Source organism: Streptomyces sp. NPDC097595 (assembly GCF_044761525.1).
GTDB classification, from domain to species: domain Bacteria; phylum Actinomycetota; class Actinomycetes; order Streptomycetales; family Streptomycetaceae; genus Streptomyces; species Streptomyces drozdowiczii_A.
This window is the reverse complement of sequence record NZ_JBIWCN010000019.1, coordinates 142,224-157,822: the sequence shown is the minus strand read 5'-3', so window position 1 is coordinate 157,822 and position 15,599 is coordinate 142,224. Positions and strand designations below refer to the sequence as shown.

Below are 15,599 nucleotides of genomic sequence, written 5' to 3'. Positions count from 1 at the left end.
TACGGTCGCCCGCGTGATTTACCCGGCCTCCGAGGCCCGCAGGAAGCGGCGCAGGATCTCCTCGCCCGCCGCCACGCCCCGTTCGGCGGTGGCCTCGACGTGGTCGGCGTTCCAGCCCGCGTCGGCGAGTTCGCCGTGGCCGGGGCGCCAGCCCTGGTCGGCGGCGAGCAGGAGGTCCGCGTCCAGGAGGGAGTCACCGGCGGCGAGGGTCTGCGTGGCGCCGGTGCGCCGGGCGACCTCGCGCATGGCCGCGCTCTTGGTGAGCGGGCGCGGTACGGCGTAGATCTTGCGGCCCTGGAGCGATACGGTCCAGCCGCGCGCCTCCGCCCAGGCGGCGAGCTCCTTCGTCCATTCCGGGGGCAGTTCGGCGCGGTCGACCACGAGATACGCGAACAGGTCCTCGGCGACGCGCTCCTTGACCAGCCACGCGGGATCGGCGGTGGCGACGAGGTGGGCGCGGACCTCGGCGAGCGGGGCGCACTCGTCGGCGAGCCGGTCGGCCACGGTCCGCTGCCAGTCCGGGTCGGACTCGCCCTTCACCAGGATGTGGCCGCCGTTGGCGCAGATCGCGAACTCGGCCGGGGCGCCCGGGAGCCGGATGCGGTGGTACTGGTCGCGGGTACGGGTGGTCGTCGGGACGAACACCGTGGAGTCGGCGGCGGTCAGGTCGGCCAGCAGACCGGCCGCGGTCTCGGTGACGTACGAGAGGGGCTTGTGGTCGTAGACCTCGACGCACAGCAGACGCGGCGCCCGTTCGTCCTCCATGGTGAGCTGGAGGGCGGCCGAGGAATAGATGAGGGTGCGGTCGAGGTCGCTGGCGACGAGGGTGACCGGGGAGGCCGTCACGCGGACTCCACCGCCTTGCCGTCGGCGCCGGTCGCCCCGCGCGTGTACTTGGGGTGGATGAGCCCGACACAGGTGTACGGGAGCGAGTCGACCTCCTCGACGGGTACGCCGCGCTGCTCGGCCAGGAGCCTGATGTGGTCGAGGTCCGGGCCGGCGCCGCGCCGGGCGAGGATCTTCCAGGGGACGCGGCGCAGCAGGACCCGGGTGGTCTCGCCGACGCCGGGCTTCACGAGGTTGACGTCGTGGATGCCGTACTCCTCGCTGATGCGCTCCACGGCCGCCCAGCCCTCCCAGGTGGGGGCCCGGTCGGCGGCGAGGAGCTCCTTCACCTCGGCGTCCACGGCGTCCGCGACCTCGTCGAAGCGTGCGGCGACCGTGTCGAGGAAGAGGCCGGAGACATCGGCGCCGGCCAGCTCGCGGTAGAACTTCGCGCCGTGGAAGTCGTCCGGGCCGACCAGGTCGGCGCGCAGGACCGTACGGGAAATGAGGCCGGACACCGTGGAGTTGAGGCAGGCGGAGGGGATGAGGAAGTCCTCGCGGGTGCCGTACGTCCGCACGCAGCCGCCCGGGTCCGCCAGCACCGCGATCTCCGGGTTGAAGCCCGCCACTCCCCCGGCTTTCTCGAACTCGGCGACTGCGGCGGCCAGTTCGCGGGTGATCGCGCCCTTGCCGGTCCAGCCGTCCACGAAGACGACGTCGGCCGGGTCGTGGTGCTCGGCCAGCCAGCGCAGCGCGTTGGCGTCGATGCCGCGTCCGCGCACGATGGAGACGGCGTAGTGCGGCAGGTCGATGCCGTGCCGCGCCTGGGCCCAGCGGCGCATCAGCACGCCGACCGGCGTACCGGCCCGGGCGAGCGAGACGAGGACCGGGCGCGGGCCGCGCTCGGCGAGGACGGTCTCTGTGACGGTGCCCACGGCGCGGGCGATGCGGGCGGCCGACACCGCGAGGGCGCTCTTGAACAGTTCCTGGTACGCGGCGGAGGGCTGGTACTCGACGGGGAGCGATTCCGCGTAGTGCGCGCCCCCGCTCTGTATCGCCTCCTCGCGCTCCTCCGTGGGCGCTTCGAGGCGGGTGTCCGAGAGGTCCTGGAGCAGCCAGCCGACCTCGTCCGGCGCGTACGAGGAGAACGCGGGGCCGCGCAGGGGCTCGGGCAGCTGCATGGGGGCTTCTTCCTGGCGTTCGGAGGCGGGCGCCCCCGGTACGTACGAGGGGATCACCGCGAGCAGGACCTGCGCGGTGTGCGGGGCGAGGCGGTCGAGGAGGCCGCCGGGGGCGTGCAGGGCCGGGGTGTCGGCGGTGGAGTCGACCACGAGGACGACGGCGTCGAAGCCGGCGCCGGCCACGTTGTACGCGTAGCGCTCGCCGGGGCCGTCGGACGGGTCGTCGTGGGCCGGGAAGACCAGCCGGGTGCGTATCGCGTAGCCGGGGTCGTCCACGGCGAGGACCGGGGAGCGAGTGGTCGTGGAGTAGCGGACCTCGGCGTCGGTGCGCTCCTCCAGGGCGGTGGCCAGGCGCAGCGGCGCGTACATCAGCTCCTCGAAGCCGAGGACGAGGACGCGGCGGGGCCCGTCGCCGAGCGCCTGGGCGACGCGGTCGGCGAGGGCGGGGAGGGCGGGCTCCAGGAGGGCGCGGTGGGCCTCGGTGAAGCCGTGCCGCCCGCCGTCGGGGACACCGGCGGGCCAGGGGAGGTCGAGGCGGGTGTGGGGGCGCGGGTGCGGGGGCCCGTCCTGGGGGGCTTCCGCTCGGGCCTCCCGCTCCGCGACGAGGGCCTGGCCCTTCTCCAGGACGCCGTCCGGGAGGGTGACCGTGCCGGTGTTGCGGGCGATGAGGTCGACGCGGGCGCCGATCTCGGCCGCGAATGCGGTGAGGCGGCCCCGGTCGGCCGGTGAGCGCATGTCGACCAGGGCGACGATGACGTAGTGGTCGCGGGGGTAGCGCGCGTGGAGGTCGCGGATCGTGTTGAGGACGGTGTTGCCGGTGGAGAACTCGTCGTCCACCAGGACCAGCGCCGAGCCGGGCCCGGCCGCCGCCAGGAGCTCCGGGTCCTCGGGGAGCAGCAGGTGCGAGGTGGCGTGCGAGTGGGCCTCCTCGAAGCCGCCCGCCCGGGCCACGCCGGGCACGGGCCTGCGGGTCGAGTGGAGGTAGGGTGCCGCGCCGAGGCCGTCGGCGACCGAGTGGCCGAGGCCGGTGGCGGTCTCCGCGTAGCCGACGACGACCGCGCGCCGGGCGCCGTCCTCGCCGAGGAGGGCCCGCACCCGGCGGCCCAGCTCGACGCCGGCTCCGTAGACCACGGAGGGGCGCTGCGGCACGTGCTTGCCGAGGACGTTGGACACGAGCAGGTGTGCCCGCTTGGGGTTGCGCCGCAGGGCGAGGCCCAGCAGCTCGCGCAGCTCCGCGTCGCCCACCAGCCCGACGCCCAGTCGCTCCGCCACCCAGCTACCCGACCACACCACGTCCGCAGTCCCTCTTTCCACTCGCCTGTCGGACCCGGTGCCGTGCTCGGCGCCGGTGTCCCTCTCCGATCGTCCCGCCGGTCCCGCTCACTCCGCGAGGCAGGCCGCCAGCAGGTCCACGAAGCCGACGTCCTCCCGGGCCACGCCGAAGACCTCGGCGCGCAGCAGGGTGCGCTCGGCCCAGGCCCGGTGGGGCTTCACCTCGTTCATCTTGTTCGTGTACGCGGAGCGCAGCACCCCGCCGCCGTTGCTCTCGGGCCGCAGGATGTCCTGGGCGTCGCTGAACTCTTCGTGGCTGACCACGGACAGCGCGTGCACGGGGGCGACGTGCGAGGGGTGGATGCAGGTCTTGCCGAGCAGCCCGTTGGCCCGGTCGAGGTCGATCTCGCGCAGCAGTCCGTCCAGGTCGTGCGCGATGAGCGCGGTACGCAGCGACTCGGCCCGGTTCTCCTGGAAGGGGCTGTTCCGGAGCTGCGGCTTGAACATGCGCTCCTGGCGGGGGAAGTACTCCCAGACGGGGCCGGTGACCGTGAAGCCCGTCCCGTCGGCCCGGCCGAGCACATTGACGACGTCCGCGATGACGTGGGCGACGATGCGGACGTCGTACGCCGTCATGTCGGGCGAGCGCCGCAGCCCGTAGGCGGAGCAGAAGTCGGTGACGCCGAGGCGGAGGGCGAGGACCCGGTCGCGGTGCGCGGTGACGGTCTCGGCGATGCCCCGGAGGGTTTCGCGGCGGGTCTCCAGGTGCAGGAGCTCGGGCGATTCGAGGACGGGCATGGCGAAGAGGCGGCGGCCCGCGGCGGCCTCGGCCTTGGTCAGGGCCTCCATGAAGGGCACGCCCCGGGCGCGCGTGAACTTGGGGAGCACGAAGCCGGACAGCAGCCGGACGGTCGCGCCGAGGCGGCGCACCAGGTCGGTGATCTGTTCCGGTTCGCGGACCCGGATGAACAGCAGCGGCAGCTCGATGGAGCGCGCGTCCAGGTCGGCGAACTGCCGGACCAGGTTCTCCTCGGCCCCGGCGACCTCGGAGTCGTCGATCGAGTCCTCCAGGCACAGCACCATCGAGACGACTCCGCGCCCGGCCAGCTTGACGATGTCGTCGGCGAGCCGGGGGCGGGTGGCGGGGCTGTAGAGCGTGGCGCCGAGGGCGGCGGAGAGGAGGGGGGCCGGCGAGTCCGCGTCGAACGCACAGGGTTCCTGGAAGAAGAGCCCGTCCTTCGCAGCCGCTGCAATATGCCCGAAATGACGCATGCAATTCCCCCCGTACTCTCTGACCGACCGGACAACGTGTGGCCGGTAATAGTACGTACGAACGGGTGTCGGCAGTTCCCAGCCTGGGTGAATTCCGGGTGTCATGACCGTTTCGCACGAATTTCAAAGGTGGCGGAGTGGGTGAATCCGCCCGGCGCCGGGGACACGGACCTCGCCCCCGCGTTGTCCGCGCGGGCCGCCAGCAGGCAGGATGACCGGCATGACGCACGCGATGGTGAAAGGCTCGAACGTCCCCCTCGACGCCATGGCCGTACGGGCCGTGCTGCGCTGGACGCCGGGCGCCGGGGTCCCCGATGTGGACGCCTCGGCCCTGCTGCTCGGCGCCGGCGGGCGCGTGCGCTCGGACGAGGACTTCGTCTTCTACAACCAGCCGCGCCACCCCTCGGGCCTGGTGCGCAGGCTGCCCAAGCGCAGCCTGCCCGAGGGCCTGACGGACACCATCGAGGCCGACCTGAACGCGCTCGACCCCTCGGTCGACCAGGTGGTCATCGCCGCGTCCTCGGACGGAGCGGCCTTCGGAGCCGTACGCGATCTGCGCATCCTGGTCTACGACGCCGCAGGGGCCGGCGGCGAACCGCTCGCCGTGTTCGACGTGCGCGCGGAGACCGGCGAGGAGACCGCGATCATCTGCGGCGAGCTGTACCGGCGCGGCGACGGCTGGAAGTTCCGGGCGGTCGGGCAGGGCTACCCGACGGGGCTCATCGGCCTCGCGACCGCGTTCGGCATCTCGGTCGACGAAGCCGAGCCCGAGCCCCGGCAGCCCGCCCCGGCGCCGCCCTCGGTCCCGCCCGCCCCCGTACCGGACTCGCAGGCGACCGTGCTGCACCAGCAGCCCTCGTACGGCTATCCGCAGCCCACCGCGGCCCCGGCAGCGCAGCCCGCGTACGGCTATCCCCAGCCGGCCTCGGCGCAGCCCGCCTACGGCTACCCCCAGCCCGCACCGGCGGCGGCGCCCGCTCCCGACCCGAATTTCGTGCTGCCCCCGCAGGGCCCGCAGTTCATACGGCCCTGAGGACACCTAGGCGCGACTCTTGTAGCCGCGCCCCCACTGCATGCCGAAGCCGTACATCCGGTCCAGCTCGGACTGGAAGCCGTAGACGAACTTCACCTCGCGGCGCACGATCAGCTCGTCCTTGATGTTCTCCACCGTGAACACCGCGCAGGAGCGGGCCTGCGGGGCGCGCTCGTCCAGCTCGATCTCGATGCGCGGCCCGTTGCCGGGGTAGAGCGTCACCTTGGCGTGCGTGCGGTCGAACGCGGGCGTCTGGTCGTAGATGTAGACGAAGAACAGCAGCCGCTTGATGTGCTCGCGCTGATCGAGGTTGACGTACAGCGTCTCGCCGGAGGGGGCGCCGAAGCGGTCGTCGCCGCTGAGCCTGATGTAGGGCGGCCCGTTCAGATCGCCGAGCAGATTGCCCAGGGGCTGCACGACCCCCCGGGTGCCGTCCGCCAGCTCGTACATGCAGCCGAGGTCCAGGTCGACGTTGACCATCCCCTGGGTGTGGGCCTGGACGGCCTCCGGCTGGAAGAGCTTGAAGGGGCGCAGCAGCCGGCCGCTCTGCCGGGAGCGGCCCCCGATGTCCGAGGTGCGCATGCGCCAGGAGAGGTTGACGCGGAGGTTGCCGCTCAGCGCCCCCTGCTTGGTCAGCGAGACCGTGGCGTGCCGCCGGGTGAGCACGATGGAGTTGGTGGCCGCGCTGCCCGACTCGAACTGTGACTCCCGCCCCGGCCACAGGCTGTTCCAGAACGCCATCCCCGACCCCGCCCTCTCGGTCCCTCACCCGTCGCACGCGGCGCATACGACGCACGCACCACTGCGGGGCGGCTCCGGGCCGCCTCCGGGTGTGTCCCGGAGCCGTTGCCGTACGAGCCGCCCCGCAGAGAGCGTTCCCTCAATTCCTACCGGGTCACACCCCGGCGGTCACTTCGCTCTTGCCTTCTTCCGCCTCCAGCGCCTTGTTGCGGCGGACGGAGGACCAGAAGGACCAGGCGATCAGGACGACGCCGACGAGACCGGTGATGATCTCGTTGATCTCGTACTGGATCGTGATGAGCAGGATGGCGGCGAGCGCGCCGATCGCGTAGTGCGCGCCGTGCTCCAGGTAGACGTAGTCGTCCAGGGTGCCCTGGCGGACCAGGTAGACCGTGAGCGAACGGACGTACATGGCGCCGATGCCGAGGCCGAGCGCCATGAGCACGATCTCGTTGGTGATGGCGAAGGCGCCGATCACGCCGTCGAACGAGAAGGACGCGTCGAGGACTTCCAGGTAGAGGAACATGAAGAAGGCGGCCTTGCCGGAAAGGGCGACCGCGGAGATCTTCTTGCCGCTCCGCTTGGCCTCTTCCTCCTCCTCGTGCTCGCGCTCCTCCTCCTCTTCGAGTTTGTCCTCGAAGTAGCCGGAGAGCCCGCCGACGATGAGATACGTGATCAGACCGGCGATACCGGCGAGCAGGACGGTCTCCGCCTTGTCCACATGTCCGCCGCCGTGCTGGTGGGCGTGGGTGGCGACGGTCATCGCGGAGATCAGCAGGACGATGAGCGCGATGCAGACCGACAGCATGTCGACCTTGCCGAGCTTGGCCAGCGGGCGCTCGATCCAGCGGAGCCACTGGATGTCACGGTCCTCGAAGATGAAGTCGAGGAAGATCATGAGCAGGAACATGCCACCGAACGCGGCGATCGCCGGGTGGGCGTCGGTCACCAGTTCCTTGTAGCGGTCCGGGTCGTTGAACGAGAGATCGATGGCGTCGATCGGGTTCAGACTCGCGGTAATGGCCACGATCACGACGGGGAAGACCAGCCGCATACCGAAGACCGCGATGATCACGCCGATGGTGAGGAAGATCTTCTGCCAGAAGGCGGACATCTTCTTCAGGATTCCGGCGTTGACCACGGCGTTGTCGAAGGACAGCGAGATCTCCAGGACGGAAAGGATCGCCACCACACCGAAGGCTTCCCACCCCCCGTAGAACCACGCGGCCACAAGGCCGATCACGGTGATCGCGAACGACCACCCGAAGGTTTTCAGAAGCACTGGCTACCCCATCATGTATGTAACGGGTCTCCCCCGATGTGCACGGGGCTCCCCCGCGCCGTGCGCGGCTTTACGAAACGTTGACCCCGAAGTCTAGAGCGATGCCCCGGAGCCCCGATGCGTACCCCTGACCAACTGCACGGAACTTCCACTCGCCGTTGTAGCGGTAGAGCTCGCCGAAGATCATCGCGGTCTCCGTGGAGGCGTCCTCGGTGAGGTCGTAGCGCGCGAGTTCCTGACCGTCGGCCTGATTGACGACGCGAATGAAAGCGTTGCTGACCTGGCCGAATGTCTGGCCGCGATTGTCGGCCTCATGAATCGAGACCGGAAAGACGATCTTGTCGCAATGGGCCGGCACCTGCGTGAGGTTCACGATGATCGACTCGTCGTCGCCCTCGCCCTCACCCGTGAGGTTGTCACCGGTGTGCTCCACGGAACCGTCGGGGCTCGTGAGGTTGTTGTAGAACACGAACCACTCGTCGCCGAGGACCCGGCCCGACTGGCACAGCAGCGCGCTGGCGTCCAGGTCGAAGTCGGCCCCCGTCGTGGATCGTGCGTCCCAGCCGAGCCCGACCAGCACCTGGGTGAGATTGGGTGCGGCCTTGGAGAGGGAGACATTGCCTCCCTTGGCGAGCGTGACGCCCATGGTGTGTCCTCCCCGAGTCTATGAACCGTCTTTGTACCGGACGGAGCGGCCGGCCGAACCCGTACGGCCGGAAGAACTGTCCGTCGAGCACGTCCGGCGCCGCACGTGGTGCGGCGCCGGACGGAGATGCTGGTGCCGGGGCCGGGGCCCCGGGCAGGTCAGACGTTGACGCCGAAGTCCTGCGCGATGCCGCGCAGACCGGAGGCGTACCCCTGGCCGATGGCGCGGAACTTCCACTCCGCGCCGTTGCGGTACAGCTCGCCGAAGACCATGGCGGTCTCGGTCGAGGCGTCCTCGGACAGGTCGTAGCGCGCGAGCTCGCTGTTGTCGGCCTGGTTGACGACGCGGATGTACGCGTTGCGGACCTGGCCGAAGCTCTGCTGGCGGGTCTCGGCCTCGTAGATCGAGACCGGGAAGACGATCTTGTCGACGTCGGCCGGCACCGTGGCCAGGTTGACGTTGATGACCTCGTCGTCGCCCTCGCCCTCACCGGTGAGGTTGTCACCGGTGTGCTCGACGGAGCCGTCGGGGCTCTTGAGGTTGTTGAAGAAGACGAAGTTGCCGTCGTTGGCGACCTTGCCCTCGGCGTTCGTCAGCAGAGCACTGGCGTCGAGGTCGAAGTCCCCGCCGGTGGTGGTACGGGCGTCCCAGCCGAGACCCACGATGACCGCGGTCAGGTTGGGCGCTGCCTTGGTCAGCGAGACGTTGCCGCCCTTGCTGAGGCTGACTCCCACGAGTCCTCCCATTGGTTTCTTGGGGGCCGGCCGGTGCCGGCGCCTCCACGTCGTGTTGACATCCGATCAACGAGTGGATCCTAGTGACCGGTTCCCGGCCGAAACAGGCTTTCCGCCCCGGTTCGGCCCGCGATCCGCCCGGAGCCGGATCAGAGCGCGCCGAGCGCCTTGATGTACTCGTTGAGGTCGCGCGCGTCGGGCAGGCCGTTGACGACCGTCCAGCGCACCACGCCCTCCTTGTCGATGATGAAGGTGCCGCGCACCGCGCAGCCCTTCTCCTCGTCGAAGACGCCGTAGGCCCGCGAGGTCTCGCCGTGCGGCCAGAAGTCGGAGAGCAGCGGGTACTCCAGGCCCTCCTGCTCGGCGAAGACGCGCAGGGTGTGGATCGAGTCGTTGGACACGGCCAGCAGCTGCGTGTCGTCGTTCTCGAACGTGGGCAGCTCGTCACGGAGCGCGCACAGCTCACCCGTGCAGACGCCGGTGAAGGCGAACGGGTAGAACAGCAGCACCACGTTCTTCTGGCCACGGAATTCAGACAGCTTCACGGTCCGGCCGTGGTTGTCCTTCAGCTCGAAATCCGGGGCCTGGGTGCCGACCTCGATCGCCATGAAACGCGTCCCTTCGCTACGTCACCGGGCTGGGCTGTCCGGGTGACCCCCACCCTACGCAGACCCCCCGGGCGCCCGTGCGGCACCCGGGAAAGCTTCCCGCGTACGAGCGGATCAAGCCAGTGAGTAACCGGGACACGCGTGTGCGAGGCGGCGGAGTACGAAGGGGATGTACGAAGCGGATGTACGAAGGCCCCCGGCCGGCGCGATGCCGTCGGGGGCCTTCAGGGGTTGGTGGGGTCAGCGCTTGGCCTTGGCCGCTTTGGGCGTGACGAGGCGGCTTCCCGACCAGTCCTTGCCCGCGTTGACGCTCTTGGTCTGGGCAAGCCCGGCGGTCTGGGCGGCCTCGTTGATGTCGCTCGGCTCGACGTATCCGTCGCGGCCGGTCTTGGGCGTCATCAGCCAGACCACGCCGCCGTCCTCGACCAGACCAATGGCATCCACCAGCGCGTCCGTAAGGTCGCCGTCCTCGTCGCGGAACCACAGCAGGACGACGTCAGCGATGTCGTCGTAGTCCTCGTCGACGAGATCCTGGCCGGTAATGGCCTCAATGCCCTCACGGAGCTCCAGCTCGACGTCGTCGTCGTAGCCGATCTCCTGGACCACCTGTCCGGGCTCGAACCCCAGGCGTGCCGCCGGGTTGGTCCGCTCCTCCGCGTGGTCCGCGGTCGCGCTCACGGGTTGCCTCCTGATCATGTTTCGGAAAATGCTTCAGCCACGCGCGTGCGCGGGGCGTTGGCCGTAGTCCACACGGGAGTGGCGGATCGCGCAAGTACCCAGCGTACGAGACCGCCTAAACGGTGACGTTTCCTGTCACGTCGCCGTCCTTCAGGCAGCCTCACTGCGAGGGGCCGCGTCCTCCTCCACTCCTGTCGCGTCCTACGTCCTTGGACAGCTTATGCCGTTTCGGTCCGGCATTCGGAGCCGAGCAGCTTTTGGGAACACTTGCACGCCTTGGGCGTATGGTTGCGTTCCGTCCCCTCTCATCCTGCCTGCCCCACCCTGTCCGACACCTTCTGCCTGCACCGATACCCACTCGGCGGCCGTCCATCCGCCCCGGCGGAACCGGGTCGGGGACGCGTTCGCGGTTACCTCTCGGTAGAGATGACGTACGCGTTTCGGCGGTACACGATGGGGTTGGCGTACACATCCTCATGTCCGGGGGCAGGACTCCCGTAACAGGCCCCGAAGCGCAGCACCGAACAGCGAAGGAACAGCGTGGCTTCCGGATCCGATCGCAACCCGATCATCATTGGCGGCCTTCCGAGTCAGGTCCCGGATTTTGATCCCGAAGAGACCCAGGAATGGCTCGACTCCCTCGACGCCGCCGTCGACGAGCGAGGCCGTGAGCGGGCCCGCTATCTCATGCTCCGGCTCATCGAGCGAGCGCGCGAGAAGCGCGTCGCCGTGCCGGAGATGCGCAGCACGGACTACGTCAACACGATCGCCACGAAGGACGAGCCGTTCTTCCCCGGCGACGAGGAGATCGAACGCAAGATCCTCAACGCGACCCGCTGGAACGCGGCCGTGATGGTCTCGCGCGCCCAGCGTCCGGGGATCGGCGTGGGCGGCCACATCGCCACGTTCGCCTCCTCGGCCTCGCTGTACGACGTCGGCTTCAACCACTTCTTCCGCGGCAAGGACGACGGTCTGGGCGGCGACCAGATCTTCTTCCAGGGGCACGCGTCGCCCGGGATCTACGCCCGCGCCTTCCTGCTGGACCGGCTGAGCGAGGCGCAGCTCGACGCGTTCCGCCAGGAGAAGTCGAAGGCGCCGAACGGGCTCTCCAGCTATCCGCACCCGCGGCTGATGCCGGACTTCTGGGAGTTCCCGACGGTGTCGATGGGCCTCGGCCCGCTCGGCGCGATCTACCAGGCGCGGATGAACCGCTACATGGAGGCGCGCGGCATCGCCGACACGTCGGACTCGCATGTGTGGGCGTATCTCGGTGACGGCGAGATGGACGAGCCCGAGTCGCTCGGCCAGCTGTCCATCGCCGCCCGCGAGGGCCTGGACAACCTGACCTTCGTCGTCAACTGCAACCTCCAGCGCCTCGACGGCCCGGTGCGCGGCAACGGCAAGGTCATCCAGGAGCTGGAGTCGCAGTTCCGGGGCGCCGGGTGGAACGTGATCAAGCTGGTCTGGGACCGCTCCTGGGACCCGCTGCTGGCGCAGGACCGCACGGGCATCCTGGTCAACAAGCTGAACACGACGCCGGACGGGCAGTTCCAGACGTACGCCACGGAGACCGGCGCGTACATCCGGGAGCACTTCTTCGGGGACGACCCGAGGCTGCGCGAGATGGTCAAGGACATGTCCGACCAGCAGATCCTGCACCTGGGGCGCGGCGGTCACGACCACCGCAAGGTGTACGCGGCCTATGCGGCGGCCAAGGCCCACAAGGGCCAGCCGACGGTGATCCTGGCGCAGACGGTCAAGGGCTGGACCCTCGGGCCGAACTTCGAGGGCCGCAACGCGACCCACCAGATGAAGAAGCTGACCGCCGAGGACCTGAAGCGGTTCCGGGACCGGCTGCACATCCCGATCGCGGACAAGGAGCTGGAGGACGGCAACCCGCCGTACTACCACCCGGGCCGCGAATCGGAGGAGATCCAGTACATGCACGACCGCCGCAAGGGCCTGGGCGGTTACGTCCCGACCCGTGTGGTGCGCGCGAAGCCCCTGCCGCTCCCCGAGGACAAGACGTACGCGGCGGCGAAGAAGGGCTCGGGTCAGCAGTCGATCGCCACCACCATGGCGTTCGTCCGCATCCTGAAGGACCTCATGCGGGACAAGGAGATCGGCAAGCGCTTCGTGCTGATCGCGCCCGACGAGTACCGCACGTTCGGCATGGACGCCTTCTTCCCGAGCGCGAAGATCTACAACCCGCTCGGGCAGCAGTACGAGTCGGTGGACCGCGATCTGCTGCTCGCGTACAAGGAGTCGCCGACCGGGCAGATGCTGCACGACGGCATCTCGGAGGCGGGCTGCACGGCCTCGCTGATCGCCGCGGGCTCCGCCTACGCGACGCACGGCGAGCCGCTGATCCCGGTCTACGTCTTCTACTCGATGTTCGGCTTCCAGCGCACCGGTGACCAGTTCTGGCAGATGGCGGACCAGCTGGCGCGCGGCTTCGTGCTGGGCGCGACGGCCGGCCGGACGACGCTGACCGGCGAGGGGCTCCAGCACGCCGACGGGCACTCGCAGCTGCTGGCGTCGACCAACCCGGCGTGCGTGGCCTATGACCCGGCGTTCGGGTACGAGATCGCGCACATCGTGCAGGACGGTCTGCGCCGGATGTACGGCGGGAGCCCCGAGGAGAACGAGGACGTCTTCTACTACCTCACCGTCTACAACGAGCCGATCCAGCACCCGGCGGAGCCCGCCGAGGTCGACGTCGAGGGCATCCTGAAGGGCGTCTACCGCTACAGCGGCGGGGAGAAGGGCGAGATCCCGGCCCAGATCCTGGCGTCCGGTGTGGCGGTGCCGTGGGCGGTCGAGGCGCAGCGCATCCTCGCCGACGAGTGGAATGTGAAGGCGGACGTCTGGTCGGCGACCTCCTGGAACGAGCTGCGGCGCGATGCCGTGGACGTGGAGCGGTACAACCTGCTGCACCCGGAGGAGGAGCAGCGCGTGCCGTACGTGACGCGCAAGCTGTCCGGGGCGCAGGGGCCGTTCGTGGCGGTGTCGGACTGGATGCGGTCCGTGCCGGACCAGATCGCCCGCTGGGTGCCCGGCACCTACCAGTCGCTGGGCGCGGACGGATTCGGGTTCGCGGACACGCGGGGCGCGGCGCGGCGGTACTTCCACATCGACGCGCAGTCGATCGTGCTCGGCGTGCTCACGGAGCTGGCGAAGGAGGGGAAGGTCGACCGGTCGGCGCTGAAGACGGCGGTCGACCGCTACGACCTGCTGGACGTGTCCTCGGCCGATCCGGGGGCCGCGGGCGGCGACGCGTAACGCGGGCGCGGAGACTCGCCCGGTGCGGGGCGGCGGGACCCGGGAAGGGTGTCGCCGCCCCGCGGCGCGTCCGGGCCCGGTCAGTTCTCCCACACCTTGAAGGCGCGCACCTGGTACGGCGAGCGGGGCAGCCAGGTCCCGCCGCCCGGGTACGTCTCGAACTCGCCGGTCTCCTGGCACTCGGCGGACTGGTAGGTGGTGACGGGCCGGCCGGTGCGGTTGGCCAGGGCCTGGGCGGTGGTGCCCGGTTTCAGCGGGACGCAGCTCTCGATGTCGATGGTGGACAGCTCATGGGTCTGCCGGGCGCCGGTGAAGTCGGGCTTGGCCCAGAGGCAGAGCTGCCCGCTCGCGCAGTTCCCCAGGGAGACGGCAGCGGCGGGCGCGGCGGCCTCGGCGGGCGCGGTGGTCCCGGTGGGTGCGAGCAGGAACAGGGCGGTGACGGCCAGGAAGGCCGCGGCGACGGTCGTACGCATGCGAGTTGAACCCCCGTGATGATGAAACTGCCGTGGCGGAACCGCCGATGCGACGGAACCAGCTGATGCGGGGCGTCCACCGGTGTGGATCTCCCGACATCCACCCTGCGCCGTCACGGAGAGTAATCGGAAGGGTTGGGGCCCAGGTCCACCCCGAAAGGTGACAGTCCGCACAGAGTTGACGCGAAAGGCGCGGAGCGTGCCGCAAGGCCGTACGCAGGGTGAGGCAATCACCGTGTCCTTCCGCACAGTCGGGTGATGTACGTCACCCCGCTCCCGAACCGGCTCCACCCGTCTCCTAGGGTGGTCCGGAGTGACTTCCTTCGACTCCTCCCCCACGCTCACCGCCTGGCGCGCCCTGCTCGCCGTCGCGGTCGTCTTCGTGATGCTCGCGACGACCGGCTGGACCGCCGTGCACCACCAGCGCTCCGGCGACTCCCGCGCGCTCGCGCTGGCCGCCTGGGCCAAGGGGTCGATAGCGGGACAGCCGCTGCCGGACGCCGACACCGCGCCGTACAAGCTGGCCCACTTCTTCGCCACGCTGACGCCGGCGCAGCGCGCACACCTCGCCGACCGGTACCCGCTCGTCGTGGGGAACCTCAACGGCGCCCCGGTCACCACCCGTTACCGCGCGAACAAGCGGGCGATCGGGCAGGCGAGCGCGGTCGAGCGCAAACGCGTCCACGACACCAGACTCTCCGCGTCCGGCCGTGCCGAGGCCCAGCACCGCCTGGACCGCTTCCGCTCGATGCTCGCCCGGGACCGCCACTTCCTGGCGTTCGACCCGTCGGGGCGCGGGCTCGCCGCCGAGGTCTTCGGCGACCTGGACCGGGCGCAACGCATCTCGCTCGTCGTGCCCGGCGTCGACACGAATCTGCTGACCCTGGAACGCACCGGGGCCAAGACCAACGCCGCGCCCGTCGGCATGGCCAAGTCGCTGTACGCCGCCGAGCGCGCCGCGAGCCCCGAGACGCGCACCGCGGTCGTCGCCTGGGCCGACTACACCACGCCCGTCGGCATCGGCATGGACGCCGCCCTCGGCAACCTCGCCGAGCGCGGGGCGGTCCGGCTCGACGCGCTCGTCCGGGCCCTCCCGGGACCGGCGCCCGTCTCGCTGTTCTGCCACAGCTACGGCTCCGTCCTGTGCGGGGTCGCCGCGAGCAGGCTGCCCGGCCGGGTCGAGGACATCGCGGTCGCCGGCAGCCCAGGGATGCGGGCGGACAACGCCGGTCAGCTGCACACCAGGGCGCACGTGTGGGCGATGCGGGACAGCGGCGACTGGATCGAGGACGTGCCGAACCTGGAGTTCGGGGGCCTCGGACACGGCGCGGATCCGGTGGACCACGGCTTCGGCGCCCGGGTCGTCTCGGCGGACAGGGCGGTCGGTCACGGCGGCTACTTCGAGCCGGGCACGGAGAGTCTGGACAACTTCGCCGCGATCGGAGTTGGCGCGTACACATCGGTGACCTGCGCGCCGGCCGATAGCACCTGCAACGACGGGGTGTACGCCAACTCGACAGCCTGACGCGCGTAGAGACACCGCCTCCGGCCCCGGAAGCGGTCGACTCCGAG

General features: G+C 70.3%; 13 protein-coding genes. 3 read left to right on the top strand and 10 right to left on the bottom strand.

Features of this window, described 5'->3' with window-relative positions; genetic code table 11:
* Window positions 1-18: 18 nt before the first annotated feature.
* The 3 genes from ACIQZN_RS26925 to ACIQZN_RS26915 all read right to left on the bottom strand — a co-directional run bounded on the left by ACIQZN_RS26925 (window position 19) and on the right by ACIQZN_RS26915 (window position 4,550).
* Window positions 19-846, bottom strand: a complete 828-nt coding sequence (locus ACIQZN_RS26925) for an HAD family hydrolase (RefSeq protein WP_403998863.1) — start codon at window positions 844-846, stop codon at window positions 19-21.
* A complete protein-coding gene (locus ACIQZN_RS26920) occupies window positions 843-3,320 on the bottom strand; it encodes a phosphoribosyltransferase (RefSeq protein WP_403998860.1) in 2,478 nt (825 codons plus the stop codon). Before ACIQZN_RS26920 ends, ACIQZN_RS26925 begins: the two co-directional genes overlap by 4 nt.
* A 66-nt stretch (window positions 3,321-3,386) precedes the next feature.
* Entirely contained in the window at window positions 3,387-4,550 is a 1,164-nt protein-coding gene (locus ACIQZN_RS26915; RefSeq protein ID WP_403998857.1) for an HpcH/HpaI aldolase/citrate lyase family protein, read from the bottom strand.
* Window positions 4,551-4,770: 220 nt separating this feature from the next.
* Between ACIQZN_RS26915 and ACIQZN_RS26910 the strand changes: the two genes are divergently transcribed.
* Window positions 4,771-5,583: a TerD family protein gene (locus tag ACIQZN_RS26910; RefSeq protein WP_403998854.1), complete on the top strand. Its 813-nt coding sequence runs from the start codon at window positions 4,771-4,773 to the stop codon at window positions 5,581-5,583.
* A 6-nt stretch (window positions 5,584-5,589) separates the two neighbouring features.
* Here the strand turns inward: ACIQZN_RS26910 and ACIQZN_RS26905 are convergent, their stop codons facing one another.
* The 6 genes from ACIQZN_RS26905 to ACIQZN_RS26880 all read right to left on the bottom strand — a co-directional run bounded on the left by ACIQZN_RS26905 (window position 5,590) and on the right by ACIQZN_RS26880 (window position 10,272).
* Window positions 5,590-6,324: a Tellurium resistance gene (locus ACIQZN_RS26905; protein ID WP_328900031.1), complete on the bottom strand. Its 735-nt coding sequence runs from the start codon at window positions 6,322-6,324 to the stop codon at window positions 5,590-5,592.
* Between the two features lie 154 nt (window positions 6,325-6,478).
* The gene (locus ACIQZN_RS26900) at window positions 6,479-7,606 is read right to left on the bottom strand and encodes a DUF475 domain-containing protein (protein WP_018103348.1); all 1,128 of its coding nucleotides are present in this window, start codon (window positions 7,604-7,606) and stop codon (window positions 6,479-6,481) included.
* A 70-nt stretch (window positions 7,607-7,676) separates the two neighbouring features.
* Window positions 7,677-8,252, bottom strand: coding sequence for a TerD family protein (locus ACIQZN_RS26895; protein WP_018103347.1), 576 nt, complete (start codon window positions 8,250-8,252; stop codon window positions 7,677-7,679).
* Between the two features lie 158 nt (window positions 8,253-8,410).
* A complete protein-coding gene (locus ACIQZN_RS26890; RefSeq protein WP_026171553.1) occupies window positions 8,411-8,986 on the bottom strand; it encodes a TerD family protein in 576 nt (191 codons plus the stop codon).
* Window positions 8,987-9,135: 149 nt separating this feature from the next.
* Complete coding sequence (locus ACIQZN_RS26885; RefSeq protein ID WP_403998849.1) at window positions 9,136-9,594, bottom strand: peroxiredoxin; 459 nt, start codon at window positions 9,592-9,594, stop codon at window positions 9,136-9,138.
* Window positions 9,595-9,834: 240 nt separating this feature from the next.
* Window positions 9,835-10,272, bottom strand: coding sequence for a DUF3052 domain-containing protein (locus ACIQZN_RS26880; protein WP_403998973.1), 438 nt, complete (start codon window positions 10,270-10,272; stop codon window positions 9,835-9,837).
* 540 nt (window positions 10,273-10,812) lie between these two features.
* On the opposite strand from ACIQZN_RS26880, the gene aceE reads away from it, so the two are divergent.
* Window positions 10,813-13,554, top strand: a complete 2,742-nt coding sequence (aceE, locus tag ACIQZN_RS26875) for a pyruvate dehydrogenase (acetyl-transferring), homodimeric type (protein ID WP_403998846.1) — start codon at window positions 10,813-10,815, stop codon at window positions 13,552-13,554.
* Between the two features lie 80 nt (window positions 13,555-13,634).
* Here aceE and ACIQZN_RS26870 read toward each other — a convergent pair whose 3' ends face one another.
* A complete protein-coding gene (locus ACIQZN_RS26870) occupies window positions 13,635-14,027 on the bottom strand; it encodes a peptidase inhibitor family I36 protein (RefSeq protein WP_403998843.1) in 393 nt (130 codons plus the stop codon).
* Window positions 14,028-14,340: 313 nt separating this feature from the next.
* Here ACIQZN_RS26870 and ACIQZN_RS26865 point away from each other — a divergent pair, with 313 nt between their 5' ends.
* Window positions 14,341-15,552, top strand: a complete 1,212-nt coding sequence (locus ACIQZN_RS26865) for an alpha/beta hydrolase (protein WP_403998840.1) — start codon at window positions 14,341-14,343, stop codon at window positions 15,550-15,552.
* Window positions 15,553-15,599 lie beyond the last annotated feature (47 nt).

Coding starts and splice junctions, on each gene's coding strand:
- ACIQZN_RS26885 (WP_403998849.1), bottom strand. CDS start 9,594: ATGGCGATCGAGGTCGGCACCCAGGCCCCGGATTTCGAGCTGAAGGAC.
- ACIQZN_RS26915 (WP_403998857.1), bottom strand. CDS start 4,550: ATGCGTCATTTCGGGCATATTGCAGCGGCTGCGAAGGACGGGCTCTTC.
- ACIQZN_RS26910 (WP_403998854.1), top strand. CDS start 4,771: ATGACGCACGCGATGGTGAAAGGCTCGAACGTCCCCCTCGACGCCATG.
- ACIQZN_RS26905 (WP_328900031.1), bottom strand. CDS start 6,324: ATGGCGTTCTGGAACAGCCTGTGGCCGGGGCGGGAGTCACAGTTCGAG.
- ACIQZN_RS26870 (WP_403998843.1), bottom strand. CDS start 14,027: ATGCGTACGACCGTCGCCGCGGCCTTCCTGGCCGTCACCGCCCTGTTC.
- ACIQZN_RS26895 (WP_018103347.1), bottom strand. CDS start 8,252: ATGGGCGTCACGCTCGCCAAGGGAGGCAATGTCTCCCTCTCCAAGGCC.